The 18,862-nt window shown below is 67.1% G+C and carries 21 protein-coding genes; 17 read left to right on the top strand and 4 right to left on the bottom strand.

Annotated elements, in window-relative coordinates; translation table 11 throughout:
• Position 1: 1 nt before the first annotated feature.
• From PBT88_RS11920 to leuB, 12 genes are all read left to right on the top strand, one after another.
• Positions 2-3,157, top strand: a complete 3,156-nt coding sequence (locus PBT88_RS11920; RefSeq protein ID WP_270075567.1) for a YdbH domain-containing protein — start codon at positions 2-4, stop codon at positions 3,155-3,157.
• 47 nt (positions 3,158-3,204) lie between these two features.
• On the top strand, positions 3,205-3,390 hold the full coding sequence (locus PBT88_RS11915) for a YnbE family lipoprotein (protein WP_270079243.1): 186 nt from the start codon (positions 3,205-3,207) through the stop codon (positions 3,388-3,390).
• Positions 3,387-3,791: a YdbL family protein gene (locus tag PBT88_RS11910; protein WP_270075566.1), complete on the top strand. Its 405-nt coding sequence runs from the start codon at positions 3,387-3,389 to the stop codon at positions 3,789-3,791. Before PBT88_RS11915 ends, PBT88_RS11910 begins: the two co-directional genes overlap by 4 nt.
• A 107-nt stretch (positions 3,792-3,898) precedes the next feature.
• Positions 3,899-4,219: an AtpZ/AtpI family protein gene (locus PBT88_RS11905; RefSeq protein ID WP_270075565.1), complete on the top strand. Its 321-nt coding sequence runs from the start codon at positions 3,899-3,901 to the stop codon at positions 4,217-4,219.
• A 32-nt stretch (positions 4,220-4,251) separates the two neighbouring features.
• Positions 4,252-5,043, top strand: a complete 792-nt coding sequence (locus tag PBT88_RS11900) for a F0F1 ATP synthase subunit A (protein ID WP_270075564.1) — start codon at positions 4,252-4,254, stop codon at positions 5,041-5,043.
• A gap of 43 nt (positions 5,044-5,086) precedes the next feature.
• A complete protein-coding gene (locus tag PBT88_RS11895) occupies positions 5,087-5,320 on the top strand; it encodes a F0F1 ATP synthase subunit C (protein WP_270075563.1) in 234 nt (77 codons plus the stop codon).
• A gap of 55 nt (positions 5,321-5,375) precedes the next feature.
• On the top strand, positions 5,376-5,867 hold the full coding sequence (locus tag PBT88_RS11890; RefSeq protein ID WP_270075562.1) for a F0F1 ATP synthase subunit B family protein: 492 nt from the start codon (positions 5,376-5,378) through the stop codon (positions 5,865-5,867).
• 10 nt (positions 5,868-5,877) lie between these two features.
• On the top strand, positions 5,878-6,420 hold the full coding sequence (locus PBT88_RS11885; RefSeq protein WP_270075561.1) for a F0F1 ATP synthase subunit B family protein: 543 nt from the start codon (positions 5,878-5,880) through the stop codon (positions 6,418-6,420).
• Positions 6,421-6,596: 176 nt separating this feature from the next.
• Complete coding sequence (gene uvrC / locus PBT88_RS11880) at positions 6,597-8,513, top strand: excinuclease ABC subunit UvrC (protein WP_270075560.1); 1,917 nt, start codon at positions 6,597-6,599, stop codon at positions 8,511-8,513.
• Between the two features lie 72 nt (positions 8,514-8,585).
• Positions 8,586-9,602 carry a polysaccharide deacetylase family protein gene (locus tag PBT88_RS11875; protein ID WP_270075559.1) on the top strand — a complete coding sequence of 339 codons (1,017 nt, stop codon included), beginning with the start codon at positions 8,586-8,588 and terminating at the stop codon, positions 9,600-9,602.
• A 39-nt stretch (positions 9,603-9,641) separates the two neighbouring features.
• Entirely contained in the window at positions 9,642-10,376 is a 735-nt protein-coding gene (recO, locus tag PBT88_RS11870) for a DNA repair protein RecO (RefSeq protein ID WP_270075558.1), read from the top strand.
• Between the two features lie 48 nt (positions 10,377-10,424).
• Complete coding sequence (leuB, locus tag PBT88_RS11865) at positions 10,425-11,468, top strand: 3-isopropylmalate dehydrogenase (protein ID WP_270075557.1); 1,044 nt, start codon at positions 10,425-10,427, stop codon at positions 11,466-11,468.
• Between the two features lie 35 nt (positions 11,469-11,503).
• On the opposite strand, the gene PBT88_RS11860 is transcribed toward leuB, so the two are convergent.
• Positions 11,504-12,052, bottom strand: a complete 549-nt coding sequence (locus PBT88_RS11860) for a glutathione peroxidase (RefSeq protein WP_270075556.1) — start codon at positions 12,050-12,052, stop codon at positions 11,504-11,506.
• Between the two features lie 83 nt (positions 12,053-12,135).
• Between PBT88_RS11860 and metZ the strand changes: the two genes are divergently transcribed.
• The 3 genes from metZ to PBT88_RS11845 are packed head-to-tail and all read left to right on the top strand — an operon-like array spanning position 12,136 to position 14,524.
• On the top strand, positions 12,136-13,344 hold the full coding sequence (gene metZ, locus PBT88_RS11855; RefSeq protein ID WP_270075555.1) for an O-succinylhomoserine sulfhydrylase: 1,209 nt from the start codon (positions 12,136-12,138) through the stop codon (positions 13,342-13,344).
• On the top strand, positions 13,341-13,739 hold the full coding sequence (gene apaG, locus PBT88_RS11850) for a Co2+/Mg2+ efflux protein ApaG (protein WP_270075554.1): 399 nt from the start codon (positions 13,341-13,343) through the stop codon (positions 13,737-13,739). Before metZ ends, apaG begins: the two co-directional genes overlap by 4 nt.
• Positions 13,736-14,524, top strand: coding sequence for a LysR family transcriptional regulator (locus tag PBT88_RS11845; protein WP_270075553.1), 789 nt, complete (start codon positions 13,736-13,738; stop codon positions 14,522-14,524). Before apaG ends, PBT88_RS11845 begins: the two co-directional genes overlap by 4 nt.
• Positions 14,525-14,570: 46 nt before the next feature.
• On the opposite strand, the gene PBT88_RS11840 is transcribed toward PBT88_RS11845, so the two are convergent.
• Positions 14,571-16,421, bottom strand: a complete 1,851-nt coding sequence (locus tag PBT88_RS11840) for a M1 family metallopeptidase (RefSeq protein ID WP_270075552.1) — start codon at positions 16,419-16,421, stop codon at positions 14,571-14,573.
• A gap of 197 nt (positions 16,422-16,618) precedes the next feature.
• Between PBT88_RS11840 and PBT88_RS11835 the strand changes: the two genes are divergently transcribed.
• Positions 16,619-17,155 (top strand): GNAT family N-acetyltransferase, encoded by a 537-nt coding sequence (locus PBT88_RS11835; protein WP_270075551.1) that lies wholly within the window; start codon positions 16,619-16,621, stop codon positions 17,153-17,155.
• 23 nt (positions 17,156-17,178) lie between these two features.
• Here the strand turns inward: PBT88_RS11835 and PBT88_RS11830 are convergent, their stop codons facing one another.
• Positions 17,179-17,508 (bottom strand): hypothetical protein, encoded by a 330-nt coding sequence (locus tag PBT88_RS11830; protein WP_270075550.1) that lies wholly within the window; start codon positions 17,506-17,508, stop codon positions 17,179-17,181.
• 53 nt (positions 17,509-17,561) lie between these two features.
• A complete protein-coding gene (locus PBT88_RS11825) occupies positions 17,562-18,029 on the bottom strand; it encodes a MarR family winged helix-turn-helix transcriptional regulator (RefSeq protein WP_270075549.1) in 468 nt (155 codons plus the stop codon).
• Between the two features lie 267 nt (positions 18,030-18,296).
• On the opposite strand from PBT88_RS11825, the gene PBT88_RS11820 reads away from it, so the two are divergent.
• Positions 18,297-18,842, top strand: a complete 546-nt coding sequence (locus PBT88_RS11820) for a MucR family transcriptional regulator (protein WP_407696456.1) — start codon at positions 18,297-18,299, stop codon at positions 18,840-18,842.
• The last annotated feature ends 20 nt before the right edge of the window (positions 18,843-18,862 follow it).

The following is an 18,862-nucleotide window of genomic DNA, read 5'->3' as shown; positions in this document are numbered from 1 at the left end:
CGTGGAGGAGGACGAGGTCGTACAGTCCGTGCCGGTGCGGCGTCGGATCGCCATGGCTGCGCTGCTGGCGGGCGGAGTGGCCGCCATCGGGCTGCTGGCCGGCTGGATCGAGCGCAAGCCGATCGTCGCCCACTTCGTCGATCGCCGCCTGGCCGAGGCGCATGTCCCCGCCTCCTACACGCTCACCGCGATCGGGCCGTTCGTGCAACGGCTCGACAATGTGCGGATCGGCGATCCCGGCGCGCCCGATCTGGTGGCGAAGAGTGTCATACTGGAACTGGGCTATGGCCTGGGAGGCCCCTATCTCCATGCGGTCACCGCCGACGGGGTGCGGCTGAAGGCGCGCGTGGTGGACGGCAAGGTCTCGCTCGGCGCGATTGACCGGCTGCTGCCGAAGACATCCGGCAGCGCGCCGCTGGCCCTGCCGGACATGGCGGTGGCGCTTACCGACGCGCAGGTCGCGCTGGATACGCCGGCCGGCGCGGTGGGCGCGGTGATCGCGGGCAGCGGCAATCTCCAGGATGGCTTCCATGGCCGGATGACGGCGCGCGCGCCGCTGCTCGCCGCCGGGCATTGCGCGATTCGCGGGCTGGCGGCGGATGTCGCCGTCCACATCCGGGACAAGCGGCCGACGCTCGGCGGGCCGATCGATCTGGCGGCGCTGGCCTGCCCGGACGCCGCGCTGCGGCTGGGCGCCGGCCGGGCGGTGATCGACGCGCGGCTGGCGACGTCGCTGGATCGGGGCGAGGGCGGGGTGTCGCTCGCCGGCTTCGGAGGCACGATCGGGCCGGCGCGGTTCGATGCGATTTCGGGCCTGATCACGGCTTCGGGCGACAGGACGCGGTGGGACGGCGCCACGGTTGTATCGCTCGCCGGCCTGGCGGTGCCCGCCGGCCACGCCGCCAAGACGGCACTGGACGGCCGTTTTCGCTTCCTGCCGGGCGCGGCCGGGCTGGTCTTCTCGGGCACCGCCTCGTTGACCGACGCCGCGATCGCGGCCGCGCGCCGCAAGATCATGCACGACAGTCTCGGCGCGATGGACGGATCGCCGTTGGAGCCGCTCGCGCGCAAGTTCGGCGCCGCGGCCGACCGCCTGCTCGCCGATGCCAATGCCGCCGGCCATGTCGCGCTGACCGTCGGCGGGCCGGAGGGGACGGCGATCAGCGTCCGGACGCTGGCGCTCGGCGGGCGGGGCGGCAGCTTCGTGCGGATGGCGGATGGCGACGGCTTCGGCTGGCAGGCGCGCGACCGGGCGTGGCGGGTCGACGGCCATGTCACGACCGGCGGCGGCGGCCTCCCGGCGCTCGACATCCGGCTCGACCAGGCGGTCGCCGGCGCGCCGGTCAGCGGCGTCGCGAGGCTGGAGCCTTATGCCGCCGGGTCGGCGCGGCTGGCGCTGACGCCGGTGCGCTTCGCGGTCTCCGGCAAGGGCACGCGCTTCGATACTGTGCTCACTTTCGATGGCCCGCTGCCGTCCGGGCAGGTCAGCGGACTGGTCCTGCCGGTCTCGGGCACGATCGATCCGCGCGGCGGCGTCGTAATCGGCGCGGGGTGCGTGCCGGTGGCGTTCAGGGCTGCCCGGGCCGGCGGCATGAGCCTCGATCCGGCCCGGGCGCGGCTGTGCGGCATCGATGGCGCACCGCTGGTCTCGAAGCCCTCGGGCGGCCCGCTCCGCTACGGGGCGATCGGCGCCGGCCTTCATCTTACCGGCCATTCGGGGGCCGCGCCGCTGTCGGTCGCGTCGGATCGGGCCGAGATATCCGCCGCGGGCCTTTCGGTGCGCAAGCTGGCGGTGCGGCTGGGCGAGGGGGAAGGGCTGACCCGCCTCGACCTCGATACGCTGGACGGCCGTTACAAGGGCGGCGTGCTGAGCGGCCCGTTCGAGGGCGCCTCGGCGCAGATCGGCCATGTCCCGCTGCTGCTCGACAAGATGGCGGGCGACTGGGAGTTCGCCGCCGGTGCGCTGGTGCTGAGCGGCGGGATCACCATCTCCGACGCCGTGCCCGCGCCGCGCTTCGTGCCGCTGATCGCGCATGACGCCACCCTGCGCTTCGGTGAAGGCCATATCGATGCGACCGCCGAGCTGCGCGAGCCGAAAAGTAGTGCGGTGATCGCCCATGTCGATGTGCATCACGATCTGGCAGACGGTAGCGGCCATGCGACGCTCGACGTCCCGGGCATCACCTTCATTCCCAAGAAGCTGCAACCCGAAGCCCTGACGCCGCTGACGCTCGGCGTGATCGCCAGCGTGAACGGCACCGTCGCGGGGCTCGGCCGGATCGACTGGACCGCGAAGGGCGTCACCAGCACCGGCGATTTCCATACCGACGGCACCGATCTCGCCGCCGCCTTCGGCCCGGTCAGCAAGATCGCCGGCACGATCCATTTCTCCGATCTGCTCGGCATGGCCACGCCGCCGCGGCAGACAGTGACCATCGCCGAGGTCAATCCCGGCGTCGCGGTGTCGAACGGCGTCGTCCATTACCAGCTGCTGCCTCAGCAGCGGGTGAGGGTGGAGGATGCCCATTGGCCGTTCGCGGGTGGCACCCTCGATCTCGAGCCGACCCTGCTCAGCTTCGAACAGGCGGCGCAGCGGCATCTGACCTTCCGGGTGAAGAGTCTCGACGCAGCCGCCTTCGTCCAGCAGCTCGCCTTTCCCAACATCTCGGCCACCGGCACCTTCGACGGCGTGCTGCCGATGATCTTCGACCAGAATGGCGGCCGGATCGCGGGCGGCGTGCTCCAGGCGCGGCGGGGCGGCGGCCAACTGGCCTATGTCGGCGAATTGTCGAGTGCGCAGATCGGCACGATGGGCAAGCTCGCCTTCGATGCGCTCAAGAAGATCCGCTACCAGAGCCTGGCGATCACCCTCGATGGCCGGCTCGATGGCGAGATCGTCAGCGGCGTGACGTTCGACGGGGTGCGGCAGGCGACCGGCGAGACATCGATCGCGGCGCGGATGATCGCCAACCTGCCGTTCCGCTTCAACATCCGGATCAGGGCGCCGTTCCGCGGGCTGATGGGATCGGCGCGGGCCTTCGTCGATCCGTCCGTGCTGCTCCAGAATGGCGTGCCGGTCGCGCCGCCTGCCGACGCGGCCGCGTCGGTTTCGCATCCCGCCACCATTCAGCCTGCCGAAAGCGAGCCTGTGCGATGAACGCAATCAGATTGACGATGAAGCGCTGGGGTGTCAGCCCTCTCGATATGCTGCGATCCGTTCTTCCCCTGCTGGCTGGCGGCACGATGCTGGCAGGGTGCATTTCGGTGAAGGCGCCGGACAAGCCGATCGAGATCAACCTCAACATCAGCGTCAAGCAGGAGGTCGTCGTCAGCCTGAAGCAGGATGCCGCCGATCTCATCACCAACAACCCGGAGTTGTTCCCGAAATGACGCGCAGCTTCCCCAAGCCCCTCGGCACGATCGCCATCCTCCTGTCCGGCCTGTCGCTGGTGCTGGGCGGTGCGACGGCGGCGCTGGCGCAGATGGATTCCGAGGTCGAGAGCGCGATGGCGTCCGGCAGCGTCGGTGAGCAGGCCGACGGCTATCTGGGCTTCGCCAAGGCGCCGGACGGCACGCTGAAGGCCAAGGTCGATGCGATCAACATCAAGCGTCGCGAGGCCTACACCAAGGTCGCGCAGACCAAGAATGTGCCGATCGAGGCGTTCGCCGTGTCGATCGGATGCAACACGCTGGGCAATCTCAAGCCCGGCCGCGTCTACAGCATCGCCAAGGGTGTGTGGGCGGCCAAGGGCGCCGCGCCGATCGCTTTGCCCAGCCAGTGCGGTAACTGACTGGGGGGACGAGGCCCCCCAAAGTTGACTCGGGATGCCCCCCCACCTAAGGGGAGCGCGCCTAGGGGGCTCACCTGTGGCATGGGCTTCCGGGATGAGGAGGCCGCATGACACAGGACGATCCCCGGCAAGTCCCGGACGGCGGGATTGGGGGAATTGGGATGTCGCTCGAAGAGCGGCTGAAAGCAGCCCGGAACGCCGAGATCGCACGGACGAGCGAGGCTCCCCGCAAGCCCAGTTCGGGCTACAAGCAGGGGAGCCGGGTGCTCACCGAGTTGATCGGGACGCTTGCAGGTGGGGGCATCATCGGCTGGGTCTTGGACCATTGGCTGGGAACCTCACCCTGGCTCCTATTGGCAATGATTGGCCTCGCGGTCATCGTCGCCTTCAGGAACATCTATCGGATTTCTAACGAGCGCCCGGAGTGATTCGGGCGCTTCGAGCATAAGAGGGTCTTAAGTTGGCTGCTGAAAGCGCAGGCGCGATTGATCCGATGTCCCAGTTCCGGGTGAACCCGGTGATTGGCGAACATTGGATGCTGGGTGGGCATAACATCGCCTTCACCAACAGCGCCGCCTTCATGGTGATCATTCTGGGTCTGCTGTGGGTGTTCATGCTCGGCGGCATGAAGCGTCAGATGGTGCCCGGTCGCTGGCAGGCCGCGGTCGAGACGATGACGAGCTTCGTCGGCAACATGATCGAGAGCAATATCGGACCCAAGGGCAGGAACTTCACGCCCTACGTCTTCTCGCTCTTCATGTTCATCCTGATCGCCAACCTGATCGGGCTGTTCCCGCTGGCGGTGATCCCCGGCGCCCATGCCTTCACCGTGACCAGCCACATCACCGTCACCGGGGTGCTGGCGATCATGAGCTTCTCGATCGTGCTGGTCGTCGGCTTCGCCAAGCATGGCCTGCGCTTCTTCTCGCTGTTCATCCCGCAGGGGACGCCGGCGCTGCTGGTGCCGCTGATCTTCCTGATCGAGCTGGTCTCCTTCCTGGTCCGCCCCTTCTCGCTCGGGCTGCGACTGTTCGTGGCGATGACCGCCGGTCATATCCTGCTCGACGTGTTCGCCAGCTTCGTGATCCAGGGGCTGAATTCGGGCACGGCGATCGGGCCGGTCGTCTCGATCCTGAGCTTCGTGATGATCGTCGGCATCTCCGCCCTGGAGGTGCTGGTGGCGGCCATCCAGGCCTATGTCTTCGCGCTGTTGACCTCGCTCTATCTCAACGATGCGATCAACCTGCACTGAGATTTGTTTCGCAAACATCTGGTTTAATTGAAGGAATATAAAAATGGATATCGCAGCTGCAAAGATGATCGGTGCCGGCCTCGCGGCGATCGGCGTGGGCCTGGCCGCACTCGGCGTCGGCAATGTGTTCGGTTCGTTCCTCGAGAGCGCACTGCGTAACCCGTCGGCTGCCGACAGCCAGCAGGGCCGCCTGTTCATCGGCTTCGCCGCCGCCGAACTGCTCGGCCTGATCGCGTTCGTCGTCGCGATCCTCATCCTGTTCGTCGTCAAGGGCTGACGCCTGGTCGGGGGAACCGGATGTCCGGCTTCCCCCTGACGGGCGGAGGAGACACATGCCTCAAATCGATCAGATCGCTTCGATCTACGCTTCCCAGCTGCTCTGGCTGCTGGTGGTGTTCGCCATCATCTATTTCGTGATCGGCCGGGGCATGCTCCCCAAGATTGAAGGCACCATCCACGCCCGCAACGACAAGATCACCGGCGATCTCACCGCTGCCGAAAAGGCACGCGATGAGGCCGCGGCGACGCAGGATCGCTATGTCGCCGAAATGGACGCCGCACACCGTGGTGCCCATGATTCGGTGCAGGCCGCCAAGGATGTCGCGATCCGCGACGCCGAGGTGAAGCTGAAGGCGGCGCACGACGAGGTGGCGGCCCGCGTCGCCCATGCCGAACTCGCCATCGCCGAGGCGCGCGGCCGCGCGCTCGGTGAGATCGAGAATGTCGCCGCGGACGCGGTGCGCGATATCGTCGTGCGCCTGTCCGGCATCAGCGTGGAGGAGGGCGAGGCGCTCTCCGCCGTCCGCGCCAGCCTGGCCGCTTGAGGATCATGCTATGAGCGTTTCGTCCACGAACATGATGGCCCATGTCGCGCAGGTCGACCTTGAGCATGAGATGAACTTCCACGGCCTGACGGCGCCGTTCTTCGTGGCGCTGTCCATGGTGGTGGTGCTGGTTATCGTGTGGAAGGCCGGCGGCTTCCAGTCGCTGGGCCGGGGGCTCGACAACCGGATCGCGACGATCCGCCGCCAGCTCGACGAGGCCGCGGCCTTACGGGCCGAGGCGGAGGCACTGCGCGCCGAGGCCCAAGCCCAGGCCGCCGCGGCGCACAAGGATGCCGAGACGATCCTGGCCCATGCCAAGATCGAGGCCGACCAGTTGGTCGCCCAGGCGCGGCTCGACGCCGATGAACTGATCGTGCGCCGTGCCAAGATGGCAGAGGACAAGATCGCCGCTGCCGAGCGTGCCGCGATCGCCGACGTGCGCGCCAGGACGGCCGCCGCCGCCACGACTGCCGCCGCAAGCCTGATCGCGCAGAAGCACGATGCCGGCACCGACAAGCTGCTGGTCGCGCAGACCATCGCCGGTATCCACTGATCGGCTGATTCATCCCGAATCCGAAAAGGGCGCCGCTTCCGAGGGGAGGCGGCGCCCTTTTCGTTTGCGCCTTCCGATCGGCCGCGGCCGCACCGCGCGGGGCGATCGGGCGAAAGGATCGGCGCGCGCGATGCGAGAGGCTTTCGCCCGGGCGCTCCCGCGCCTACATCGCTGCCGTGACCGAGACGACCGACCGCTTCAACGAAGAGAAATCCGCCTTCACCGTCCGCGGATCGGATCAGCCCGATCTCGAAGCGGGCGTCGCCGCGATCCGCAACGTGCTGAAGACGCTGCCGGTTCGCCCCGGCGTCTATCGGATGCAGGATGCCAAGGGCGACGTGCTCTATGTCGGCAAGGCGCGGGCACTGCGCAACCGCGTGACCAATTACACCCAGGTCACGCGCCTGCCCAAGCGGCTGCTACGGATGGTCTCGCAGACGCGATCGATGACGATCGTCACCACCAATACCGAGGCCGAGGCGCTGCTGCTCGAGGCGCAACTGATCAAGCGCTTCCGGCCGCCTTACAACGTCCTGCTGCGCGACGACAAAAGCTTCCCGTTCATCCTGCTGCGCGAGGATCATGCCTTCCCGCGCGTGCAGAAGCATCGCGGCGCACGGCGCGCCAAGGGCCAATATTATGGCCCTTTCGCCAGCGCCGGCTCGGTGACGCGGACGCTCAACGCGCTCCAGAAACTGTTCCTGCTGCGCTCCTGCACCGACAGCTTCTTCCAGAACCGCTCGCGGCCCTGCCTGCTCTACCAGATCAAGCGCTGCTCGGCGCCGTGCGTGGATCGCATCGGCAAGGAGGATTATGCCGAGCTGGTCGACGATGCGAAGGCGTTCCTCGCCGGCAAATCGACCCAGGTGCAGAAGAAGCTCGCCGATCAGATGTCGATCGCGGCCGAAGCGATGGATTTCGAGCTGGCGGCGGTGCTGCGCGATCGGCTGCGCGCGCTGACTTTCATCCAGGGCAGCCAGGCGATCAACGCCGAGGGCGTGTCGGATGCCGACGTCTGGGCGATCCATGCCAAGGGCGCGACCGCGTGCATCCAGGCCTTCTTCATCCGCGGCGGCCAGAATTGGGGGCATCGCAGCTTCTTCCCGGCGCACACCACCGACGTGCCCGAGGCGGAGGTGCTGCAGAGCTTCCTCGCCCAATTCTACGAGGAGGTGCCGCCGGCGCGGGTGGTGCTGATCGATCGCGACCTGGAGGAGCAGGCGCTGCTCGCCGATGCGCTGGGTGAGCGGGCCGGGCGCAAGATCGATCTCCGCCGCCCGCAGCGCGGCGAGCAGCGGCGCCTGCTCGAACAGGCCAGCCGCAACGCGGAGGAGGCGCTCGACCGGCACCTCGCCGAATCGACCACACAGGGCAAGCTGCTGCGCGAGATGGCGGAGCTGTTCGAGCTGGACGGGCCGCCGAACCGCATCGAGATCTACGACAACAGCCACATCATGGGCACCGACATGGTCGGTGGCATGGTGGTCGCGGGCCCGGAGGGGATGCGCAAGGGCGCCTATCGCAAGTTCAACATCAAGCGGCCGGAGACCGCGCCCGGCGACGATTTCGCGATGATGCGCGAGGTGCTGGAGCGGCGTTTCGCGCGACTGGAGAAGGAGGATCCCGATCGCAAGTCCGGCGAATGGCCCGATCTGCTGCTGATCGACGGCGGCAAGGGCCAGGTCTCGGCGGTGTGCGAGACGCTGCAGGAGATGGGCGTCGAGGACGTGCCGATCGTCGGCATCTCCAAGGGGCCGGATCGCAACGCCGGGCGCGAGCATTTCCATTTGCCGGATGGTCGCGAATCGATGCTGCCGCTGAACTCGCCCTTGCTCTTCTATCTCCAGCGGCTGCGCGACGAGGCGCATCGCTTCGCGATCGGGGCGCATCGCACCAAGCGGGCCAAGAGCTTCGTCTCCAACCCGCTCGACGATGTTCCCGGCATCGGCCCGGCGCGCAAGAAGGCGCTGCTGATGCATTTCGGCTCGGCCAAGGCGGTGCGGGGCGCGGCGTTGCAGGATCTGGAGCGGGCGCCGGGCATTTCGAGCGCGATGGCGCAGGCGATCCACGACCATTTCCATCCGCGCGGCTGATCGCCGCCGATACCACCAGGCGGCTCCGCCGATCTTTACGGAAAAGTGGGAGCTTTTCCGTAGGCCGGCGGAATGGCGACCGGCGTTTTCCTGACGATCGATACCGAATTCACCTGGCGCGCGCATCGGGACGGGGCGAGCTGGCTGGACAATTATGCCCGGTCGATCGAGCCGGGCGGGGTCGGTATCGCCTATCAGCTGGCGACCTTGGCGAAGCATGGGCTCAAGGCCTGTTTCTTCGTTGATCCGCTGCCCGCGCTGCTGTTCGGGATCGAGCCGATCCGTCGGATCGTCGGGAGCATACAGGAGGCCGGGCAGGAGGTGCAGCTCCATGCCCATCCGATGTGGTTGCAGGCGGATCGACGGGGTGGGCGACGGGCGGAGCAGCGGGCCGACCAGCGGGCGGACCAGCGCGCCGAGCAAGGCGTTGCCCCGCAGCAGCCGATACGCTTCGAGATGACCCAGTTTCCGGAAGATGAGCAGCGCGGGCTGATCCTGCGTGCCGCCGAATTGCTCCGGCAGGCTGGCGCACCCGATCCCAGCGCCTTTCGCGCGGGCAGTTTCGCCGCGAATGCCGATACTCTTCGGGCGGTTCGGCGGGCGGGGCTGCGGATCGACAGCAGCCATAATGGCAGCCTGATGCCCTGGCCCTGCGAAACCGGCTTTCCGGCGAGCGCGGTCGCCCCGTTGAGCGCCGGGCCGATCGTGGAGGTGCCGGTCGGCCTGCTCGACGAGGGCGGGGGCAGGCTGCGGCATCTCCAGATCGGCGCGGTCTCGTTGGCCGAAATGCGCGCGGCGCTGATCCACGCCGAGGCGGAGGGATCGCCGCTGGCAACGCTGGTCGGGCACAGTTTCGAGCTGGCGACGCGGGATGGCGAGCGGGCCAATGACATTGTTCGCCATCGCTTCGACGGTCTCTGTGGCTGGCTCGCCACGATGCGCGATCGCTTCCCGACCCGCTTCGCGGCAGAATTGATCGACGTGCGGCTCGATGTCCCGGCAACGCCCTGCCCGATATCCTATGCCACCAAGCTGGGCCGGGTGGCGGTGCAGGGCTGGTCGAACCTCCGCTATGAGCGGCGCCTCTAGGCTCGACAGCGCCCCCCGGGCTCCCCACATCGGGGGGCGATGCTGATCCGTGCCACCGCCATCGTCTGCGCCGTTCGTGCCCATGGCGAGCATGGTGCCGTCGCGCGCCTGCTGACGCCGGAGGACGGGCTCCTGCCGGGCTATGTGCGTGGTGGCCACGCGCGGCGGATGCGGCCGGTGCTGCAGGCCGGCAACCTCGTCGCGGCGGAATATCGCGCGCGATCGGAGGAGCAGCTGGCCGCCCTGACCGTGGAACTGCTCCACAGCAGGGCAGGGCTGTTCGCCGAACCTCTGCCCGCGGCCGCGATCGAATGGGTGACGGCGCTGACTGCGGTGACGCTGCCCGAAGGCTTGTCCTATCCCCGCCTCCACGCGGCGCTCGATGCCGTGCTTTCGGCGATCGAGGCGGCGCCCTCGGCGCGCGGCTGGGCTGGCGCGCTGGTGCGCTACGAACTGTTGCTGCTTTCGGAGCTGGGTTTCGGCCTCGATCTCGCATCCTGTGCGGCGAGCGGCGCGGTCGAGGATCTGGCGTGGGTCAGCCCCAAGAGCGGCCAGGCAGTGTCGCGTGAAGCCGGGGCACCCTATGCCGATCGTCTGCTGCCGCTGCCGCGGTTCCTGCTGGCGGGCGGCGAGGCGGGGTGGGACGATGTGCGACAGGCGCTGCGCCTGACCGGCTTTTTCCTCGAACGCGATCTGTTGTCCGGCCCTCGCCGATCGGTGCTCGATGCGCGCGAGCGGCTGCTGGGCCGGGTCAGGCGGCTTGCCGAGGGCTGACCCTGCTGGCATGGGCTGCAGCAATTCCCGCACTGGAGGATGTTGCCCATGCTGATCGCGCTGTTGCCCGGAGACGGGATCGGACCCGAAGTGATCGTCGAGGCCCGGCGCGTGCTCGATGCGGTGTGCGGCGATGCGCTCGCCTATGAGGAGGCGCCGGTCGGCGCGGCCGGTTATCGTGCGGAGGGGCACCCGCTGCCGCCGGCGACGCTCGCTCTGGCCAAGCGGGCGGATGCGGTGCTGTTCGGCGCGGTCGGCGATCCGTCGTGCGACGGGCTGGAGCGCCATCTGCGCCCCGAACAGGCGATCCTCGGCCTGCGCAAGGAACTGGCGCTGTTCGCCAATCTGCGCCCCGCCAAGCTTTTCCCCGAACTGGCGGACGCTTCCGCGCTGCGGCCCGAGGTAGCGAAGGCCATCGATCTGATGATCGTCCGCGAAACCAATGGCGACGTCTATTTCGGCGAGAAGGGCATCCGCACCACGCCGGCCGGTCGCCGCCAGGGCTATGACATCATGAGCTATGACGAGGACGAGGTGGCGCGCATCGCCCGGGTCGGCTTCGAGACGGCCAAGGCCCGGCGCGGCAAGCTCTGTTCGGTCGACAAGGCCAATGTGCTGGAGACCTCGCAGCTGTGGCGCGACGTGGTGATCGAGATCGCCGCCGACTATCCCGAGATCGAACTCAGCCACATGTATGTCGACAATGCCGCAATGCAGCTGGTGCGCGATCCGGGCCAGTTCGACGTGATCGTCACCGGCAACCTGTTCGGCGACATCCTCTCCGACCAGGCGAGCATGTGCGCGGGATCGATCGGGATGCTGCCGTCCGCGACGCTCGATGTGAACCAGAAGGGCCTGTACGAGCCGATCCACGGCTCGGCGCCGGATATTGCCGGGCAGGGCAAGGCCAATCCGCTGGCGACGATCCTCTCGGCGGCGATGATGCTGCGCTATTCGCTCGGCAAGGATGCGGCGGCGGATCGCATCGAGGCCGCCGTGGCGGCGGCGCTGGCAGCCGGCCATCGGACGGCGGATCTCGGCGGCACCACGACCACGCGCGACATGGCCGACGCGGTGCTCGCGGCGCTCTGAGGCTGTCCCCTCCCCGACGGGGAGGGGAAGACAGGTCATTCGCTCGGGTGCAGTTCCCGCTCGATCGCCGAGACGATGACGTCGTCGGTCGGCAGCATGTCGGGCGAGAAGCGGCCGACGACGGTGCCATCGCGACCGATCAGGAACTTCTCGAAATTCCACAGCACTTCCGGCTCGGCGTTCGGGGTCATCCCGTAGCCGACGAGCTTGGTGCGGAAATCCTTGGTCCCGATCGCCATCGGCTCGGCGCGGATCAGCGCCGAATAGAGCGGGTGGCGGTCCACGCCGGACACGGTGATCTTGGAGAACATCGGAAAATCGACCGCGAAGTTGGTCGTGCAGAAGGTCGCGATCTCCTCGTCGCTGCCGGGCTCCTGGCCAGCAAAATCATTGGCCGGGAAGCCGAGCACGGCGAAGCCGTCATCCTTATATTTGGTGTAGAGCGCCTCGAGTCCCTCATATTGCGGGGTCAGCCCGCATTTGGAGGCGGTGTTCACCACCAGCAACACGTTGCCGGCATAGGCGCCGAGCGTGGTTTTGTGGCCATCGATGGTGTTGATCGGGATCGCCAAAAGATCGGTCATCGCGTCTATCCTCTCCTCGCGGACGGTCCTCCTTATAGGTCTGCATTGACGTGGAGGCCAAGGGCGCGGCAAAGCGTCGCATCATGAAGAGGTATACGGGACAGGATCGCAGCGTCACCACGCGCTGGCGACCGGCAACACAGGCAGTCCGCGGCGGGACCGCGCGCTCGGAATTCGGCGAGACGTCGGAGGCGCTCTTCCTGACCTCCGGCTACGCCTATGACTGCGCGGGCGACGCGGCGGCGCGTTTCGCCGGCGAGCAGCAGGGCATGACCTATTCGCGGCTCCAGAACCCGACGGTGGAGATGCTGGAACAGCGCATTGCCCTGCTCGAGGGCGCCGAGGCGGCGCGCTGCATGGCATCGGGCATGGCGGCGATGACGGCGGCGTTGCTCTGCCAGCTGGAAGCGGGCGACCATCTGGTCGGCGGGCGCGCGGCATTCGGCTCGTGCCGCTGGCTGACCGACACCCTGCTCCCCAAGTTCGGGATCAAGACGACGATCGTCGACGGCCGCGACCCTGCCGCGTGGGAAGCGGCGATCCGGCCCGAGACCAAGGTGTTCTTCTTCGAGACGCCGGCCAACCCGACGCTCGACATCTGCGATATCCAGGCGATCTGCGACATCGCGAAGACGCACGGCATCACCACCGTGGTGGACAATGCCTTCGCCTCGCCGGTACTCCAGCGTCCGATGGAGTTCGGCGCGGATGTCGTCGCTTATTCCGCCACCAAGATGATGGACGGGCAGGGCCGCGTGCTCGCCGGTGCCGTCGCCGGGCGCGAGGAATTCATCGAGAAGACCTTGCTCGCTTTCACCCGCAACACCGGGCCGACGCTCAGCGCGTTCAACGCCTGGGTGGTGCTGAAGGGACTGGAGACGCTCGATCTGCGCGTCCATCGCCAGAGCGAGAACGCGCTCAAGGTGGCGAGCTTCCTCGAGACGCGGGTGCCCAAGCTGCTCTATCCGGCGCTGGCCTCGCACCCCCAGCATGAACTGGCGATGCGGCAGATGTCGGCGGGCGGCACGATCGTCGCCTTGTTCCTCGATGGCGGCCGCAGCCAGGCCCATGGCCTGCTCGACGCGCTGCAGCTGGTCGATATCTCCAACAATATCGGCGACTCGCGCAGCCTGATGACGCATCCGGCCTCCACCACCCATGCCAGCCTTTCGCCGGAGGTGAAGGCCGAGATGGGGATCACCGAGGGGATGCTGCGCCTCTCGGTCGGGCTCGAAGATCCCGACGATGTGATCGAGGATTTCGACCGGGCGTTGAAGGTGGTCGGGCTATGAAGGCGCTCTTCCCGTTCGAAGCGGTGACGGGAAGCGTGACCGTGCGCGTGTCGGTGAGCTATCTGCCCGAACAGTCCGAGCCGGCGCATGGCCGCTGGTTCTGGTCCTATCATATCCGGATCGAGAATGGCGGCGACCGGGCGGTGCAATTGCTCACTCGCCACTGGATCATCACCGATGGGCGCGGCGCCGTCGCCGAAGTGGTCGGCGAGGGCGTCGTCGGCGATCAGCCGGTCGTCGAGCCGGGCGAGAGCTATGATTATGTTTCGGGCTGTCCGCTCAAGACGCCGACCGGATCGATGCAGGGGAGCTATGGCATGATCGGCGCGGATGGCGAGCCGTTCGATGCCGCGATCCCGATGTTCCCGCTCCACGCACCGGCGACCGCGCGATGAAGCGGACCCATCTCCCGCTCAACGGCCTGCGCGTGCTCGATGCCGCCGCGCGCCATCTGAGCTTTACCCGCGCCGCCGACGAGCTGGCGGTGACGCCGGCCGCGGTCGGCCAGCAGATCCGGGCGCTGGAGGATACGCTGGGCGTCGTCCTGTTCCGCCGCACGACGCGCGGTCTGGAACTGACGCCGGAGGGCGAGGCCGGTCTCGATGCCCTGCGGCAAGGCTTTTTGCAGTTCGAGGAGGCGGTTCGTGCGATGCAGGCGGGCCAGTCGTCCAAGACGCTGACGATCGCGGCACCGCGGGATTTCTCCGCCAAATGGCTGGCGCCCAAGCTCGCCGACTATGCCCGGAGCGATCCGGACCTGCGCTTCGTGCTGCTCTCGTCCGATGACGGGCTGGATTTCACCCAGGCCAATCTCGATCTCGCAGTCTGCCTGTCGAGCGCCAAGGGCGAGCATGAGGGCGTCGCGCTGGGTGCGGCCGGGTTTCTGACGGTGGGGGCCGAAGGCGGCGCCGATACCACCATCGCCTGGCCCGGCTGCCCCGGCGAGGAGGCCAAGGCGGCCGGCGTGACGGTTGGCGATGCCGGGCTCGCGCTCGATGCCGCCGCAGCGGGCTTCGGCCGGGCGACGGTGCCGGCGCTGCTCGCGGAGGCCGATCTCGCGAGCGGGCGGCTGGTCCGCTTCGGCGAGAAGGCGTCGGACGAGACTTACTGGCTGATCGCGCCGCTGCCGCAATGGCGGCAGAAGAAGGTGCGTTCGCTGGTCACGGCGTTGACCGCCTGAACCGCCAGACCGGCCCGCGCGCCTCTCACGGGGAGCGCGGGCCGGCTCAGTTGGCCAAGATCCGCTCGATCGCGGCCTGCGCGACGGGATGGTAGGTCGGTTTCGCCTTCGCGAAGATGCGGCTGGCGATCGGCATTCCCCATGCGCCCTGGGCCTTGAGCGCCTTGTAGAGCGGCGTCACCAGCAGCATCCGGCCGACCGTCGTCAGGTGCTGTTCCAGCGCCGGCACCGCCGGCTCGAAATGGTTGGCGATCGCGATCTCCAGCCACGCGCAGCGGATATAGGCATTGGGCGATGCCGAGAGGCCGAACGCCTTGTCCATCTCGATCAGCCGCTCGGGGGGCTGCTGGCGCGGCAGACCGTTGAGGAAGCGCAGCCATTCCTGCGTCGACCAGCCCTTCACGTCGATCGAGCTGGCCGCAGCGCCCATCTCGAAGCGCTTGCGATCCTGATCCACCCGCGCGAGCGTCGCCGAGGTGACATGCACGGCGTTGCCCGGCAACCCCGGTCGATAGGCCCATGTATCGAGCTGGAGTTTTGCTTCCAGCGCATGATCGCCCTTGATCAGGTTGGCGCGCAGATCGGCGAGGAAACCGGCGGTGGTCTGCGGCTGGAAAGCGTGGCGATCGAAATAGGAGCGCAGATAGGCGTCGAAGCGCGGCCGGCCGACCGCCTGTTCGATCGTCCGCAGGAAGGTCGAGCCCTTGGTGTAGTCGACCGCGCCGTCCTCCGGATCGCCATGCAGGCGCGAGGCGCGGGCCGGATTTTCCTTGAGTTCGTCCTGCAGATCGTCCCAGCTGAGGTCGGGGAGCGTCGCCGCGCGCTCCTTGCCATAGACCGCCTCGTCGATGCGGTTCTCGAAATAGGTGGTGAAGCCCTCGTTGAGCCAGCTGTCCGACCAGGTCGCATTGGTGACCAGATTGCCCGACCAGCTGTGCGCCAGCTCGTGCGCGATCACGTCGACATTGGACTTGTCGCCGGTGATGATCGTCGGCGTGGCGAAGGTGAGAGTGGGATTCTCCATGCCGCCGAACGGGAAGGAGGGCGGCAGCACGAGGATATCGTAGCGGCCCCAGCGATAGGGGCCGTAGAGCGCCTCGGCAGCGTCCACCATCTTCTCGGTGTCGGACAGCTCGCGCGCGGCTTTATCCAGCATCGCGGGCTCTGTGTAGACGCCGGTGCGCGGGCCGAGCGGCCGGAAGGCAAGATCGCCCACCGCCAGCGCGATCAGATAGGGCGGGACATTATGGTCCATCCGGAACCGATAGCTGTGCCGGCCCGGACCGGCCGGCTCGCCGTTCGGGGTCAGCCGTTCGGCGCTCATCACCGCCATCAGGCCATCGGGCACGGTGATCTTCGCCGACCAGCTCTGGCGGATGCCGGGGCTGTCCTGCGTCGGGATCCAGCTGCGGTTGTTGATCGATTCGCCCTGGCTGAACAGATAGGGCTTCGCCTTGCCGGCGGTGAGTTCGGGCGGCAGCCACTGGAGCGCGCTGGCATCCGGGCTCGACGCATAGCGGATCACGATCTTGCGCGCAGTGCCGATCTGCACGGTCAGCGGCGCGCCCTTATAGGCGTCCGTCGGGCCGACCGACCATGTCAGGGCGTGACCGGCGCCATCGGTGATGCTGGCGATGGCGAGCTTCTTGTCGTCAAGAATGATCTGTCGGGCATTCTTGCCGGCGAGGATGTCGAGCGTCGCGGTGCCCGACATGACATGCGACTTGAAGTCGGCGGCGAGATCGAGATCGACATGGGTGACGCGCGCCACCTTGGGATCGGCATAGCTCAGCACGTCGCGCGCTTCGGGCGTCGTCAGGATCGGCGAGGGCGGATCCGCCGCGAAGGCGGGCGCCGCGATCAGCGAGATGAGGGAGGCAGACAGGGTGCGACGCATGACGGAGCCTTCGGTGAACGACATGAAATGTGGCTAGGCCAGCGAGGCTGACCGGGCAAGCGCGTCGCGACGACCGGCAAAAGTGTCGCTTTGTTCATTTCGGGCACGGCCCGGCCCATGGCATGGACGGATCCCGAATATTGGCAGCACGAGACGGGCATGATCGCTATCTTTCCATACGCCGGCGCGCCACGCCGATGATCTTCGGTCGCTCGGTCGTGATCGGCCCGACCCTGCCGGTGGATGTTCCCGCGCTCTATCGCTGGGCGGACGATGCGGAGACCGCTGCCCTCAACGAGACGTACCGGCCACCCAATTGGCGGGCGCAGGAGGATTTCTGGAGCAATGCGGCGAATGATCCGAGCCGCGTCTTCTTCGCGATCCGCGCGACCGGGGCGGCGGATATCGTCGGCTATATCCAGATCATGAAGATCGACCCGATCCACCGTTCGGCGAGCATCGGCATTCGCATCGGCGAGCGTGCCGATCGGGGCAGGGGGCTTGGCCGCGAGGCCCTGGAAATGGGCATCGCCTATTGCTGGCGGCAGCTCAACCTGTCCCGCATCTCGCTCAGCGTCTTTGCCCATAATGACGCGGCGATCGCGCTCTATACCGGCATGGGTTTCGAGCGGGAGGGCGTGCTGCGTCGCGCCTTGTTCATCGACGGGGCGTGGGTCGATCTGGTGCTGATGGCGCTATGCCATCCCGAGCGTGGCCCGCACGCTCCGGCCTGATCCTGTGGTCTGATTCCCCGGACTTATTCCGCCAGCACTTCGGCCAGTTCGTCTGCCGTCAGCGGGCGGAGCAGCCGGCACCCGATGTCCTCGCCGATCTGCCACATCACATGGGCGCGGCGCCGCATCCCGTTTTCGAAGCGCACGATCACCTTGCTGCCCTTTTTGAGCGCCATCGCCGAATGGGCACGGAAGCCGGAGGCCGAGATGTTGGTGACTTCGGAAGACAGCGGAACGCCATCCACGGTCGAGACCAGCACGGCGATGCTGATCTCGTAACGCGCCGCGATGCGTCGATCGGATTGCGGGGCACTCTCGAGCAGAGCGGGCTGAGCGGACAGGGCAGACGACATGGTTACCGGCTTAGTCACCGTCCGTTGACAAAGCGTGAAGGACGAAACGGTTATCAGCCGTGGTTCGGGTCTTCGCGGCCGATGACGATCAAGGCCGCCAGCGTGCGGCAGGTGCGGGCGACATCCTCGTCGCCCACGGCCGCGAGCAAGGCCGCATCCACTTTTTTCCGACCCTCGGTCTGTGCATTGGCGGCGGCCCGGCCGCGCGCGGTGAGAGACACGATCAGCCTGCGCCGGTCGTCGTCGTCGGTCGTGCGATCGAGATAGCCGCGCAGCACCAGCGTATCGACGAGTTGGCCGGCGGCCTGCTTGGTGATGCGCAGGTCACGGCAGAGTTGGCCGATCGGCACGCCGCCGTCACCGAGAGCCAGTCCGCCAAGGATGTAGAGGCCGTTGCCGGGAATATCGTCGTAACCTGCCGCGTTCAGAGCCTCCCGCATGGCGACGCCATAGGTGTTCCGCGCATGGCGCAGCAGGGCGGGAAGGGACAAAGCATCATGCCATGGCGTTTCGTCTGTCATGGTGAAGCTGATACTCCACGGCATCCATGATAGTCAAGTAAATTGACTATCATGGATTAGTTCGTCGATATGGCGCCGAGCCGAGAAACGCCGTCACAATTTGCATCGGGCGTTTTGCGACTTCGATCCCCTCGCACCCAGTCCTTCATCAACACAGCGTCACAAATTCCTCGAAAAACTGACCATTTTATATCGACAATCTGTCACATCGGCGTAGAGCGCAGATATCCTCGATATCTGGAGCACAGCGTGTCCGACTCGAACGAATTGGATCTGATCAGCCTGACGTCGGACATTGTTTCCGCGCACGTCACGAACAACAATGTTCCTGCGGCCGAACTTCCCGCGCTGATCAAGAGCGTGCATGACGCTCTTGCCAAGACGAACATGCCGACTGTCGTGGAGCCGGCCGCTCCGGAACCTGCTGTGCCGATCCGTTCGTCGATCAAACATGATTACATCGTCTGCTTGGAAGACGGCAAGAAACTGAAGATGCTCAAGCGCTATCTGCGAACCAATTTCGCGATGACGCCCGAAGAATATCGCACCAAATGGAGCCTTCCGCGCGACTATCCGATGGTCGCGCCGGCTTATGCCGAAACGCGCAAGGAACTGGCCGTGAAGATCGGCCTTGGCCGCAAGCCGCGCGATTTAGCCGAGGCGATGGTCGAGCCGGTCAGGAAAGCGGGCAAGACGCTCGGTATCTTCGCGGCGAAGGCGGCGGCTGCCGTGCATCTCGGGACGGACGCCGAGGTGCAGGTGCCAGCCAGGCGCGGGCGCCCGAAGAAGATCGTGGAGCCGCAGCAGGGCTGACCTATCCGGGGGCAGGCCTA

The organism is Sphingomonas abietis (genome assembly GCF_027625475.1).
GTDB classification, from domain to species: Bacteria; Pseudomonadota; Alphaproteobacteria; order Sphingomonadales; family Sphingomonadaceae; genus Solisphingomonas; species Solisphingomonas abietis.
The sequence above is the reverse complement of the archived record's forward strand: the minus strand, read 5'-3'. Positions and strand labels throughout refer to the sequence as shown.

Bases quoted from the DNA above. Each gene is read 5' to 3' on its own strand.
- PBT88_RS11905 (WP_270075565.1), top strand. From the start codon at position 3,899: ATGACACAGGACGATCCCCGGCAAGTCCCGGACGGCGGGATTGGGGGA.
- PBT88_RS11910 (WP_270075566.1), top strand. From the start codon at position 3,387: ATGACGCGCAGCTTCCCCAAGCCCCTCGGCACGATCGCCATCCTCCTG.
- PBT88_RS11860 (WP_270075556.1), bottom strand. From the start codon at position 12,052: ATGACCGATCTTTTGGCGATCCCGATCAACACCATCGATGGCCACAAA.
- PBT88_RS11825 (WP_270075549.1), bottom strand. From the start codon at position 18,029: ATGACAGACGAAACGCCATGGCATGATGCTTTGTCCCTTCCCGCCCTG.
- PBT88_RS11830 (WP_270075550.1), bottom strand. From the start codon at position 17,508: ATGTCGTCTGCCCTGTCCGCTCAGCCCGCTCTGCTCGAGAGTGCCCCG.
- recO (WP_270075558.1), top strand. From the start codon at position 9,642: ATGCTGATCCGTGCCACCGCCATCGTCTGCGCCGTTCGTGCCCATGGC.
- PBT88_RS11845 (WP_270075553.1), top strand. From the start codon at position 13,736: ATGAAGCGGACCCATCTCCCGCTCAACGGCCTGCGCGTGCTCGATGCC.
- PBT88_RS11840 (WP_270075552.1), bottom strand. From the start codon at position 16,421: ATGCGTCGCACCCTGTCTGCCTCCCTCATCTCGCTGATCGCGGCGCCC.
- PBT88_RS11890 (WP_270075562.1), top strand. From the start codon at position 5,376: ATGCCTCAAATCGATCAGATCGCTTCGATCTACGCTTCCCAGCTGCTC.
- apaG (WP_270075554.1), top strand. From the start codon at position 13,341: ATGAAGGCGCTCTTCCCGTTCGAAGCGGTGACGGGAAGCGTGACCGTG.
- PBT88_RS11875 (WP_270075559.1), top strand. From the start codon at position 8,586: ATGGCGACCGGCGTTTTCCTGACGATCGATACCGAATTCACCTGGCGC.
- leuB (WP_270075557.1), top strand. From the start codon at position 10,425: ATGCTGATCGCGCTGTTGCCCGGAGACGGGATCGGACCCGAAGTGATC.
- PBT88_RS11885 (WP_270075561.1), top strand. From the start codon at position 5,878: ATGAGCGTTTCGTCCACGAACATGATGGCCCATGTCGCGCAGGTCGAC.
- PBT88_RS11915 (WP_270079243.1), top strand. From the start codon at position 3,205: ATGCTGCGATCCGTTCTTCCCCTGCTGGCTGGCGGCACGATGCTGGCA.
- PBT88_RS11835 (WP_270075551.1), top strand. From the start codon at position 16,619: ATGATCTTCGGTCGCTCGGTCGTGATCGGCCCGACCCTGCCGGTGGAT.
- metZ (WP_270075555.1), top strand. From the start codon at position 12,136: ATGAAGAGGTATACGGGACAGGATCGCAGCGTCACCACGCGCTGGCGA.
- PBT88_RS11895 (WP_270075563.1), top strand. From the start codon at position 5,087: ATGGATATCGCAGCTGCAAAGATGATCGGTGCCGGCCTCGCGGCGATC.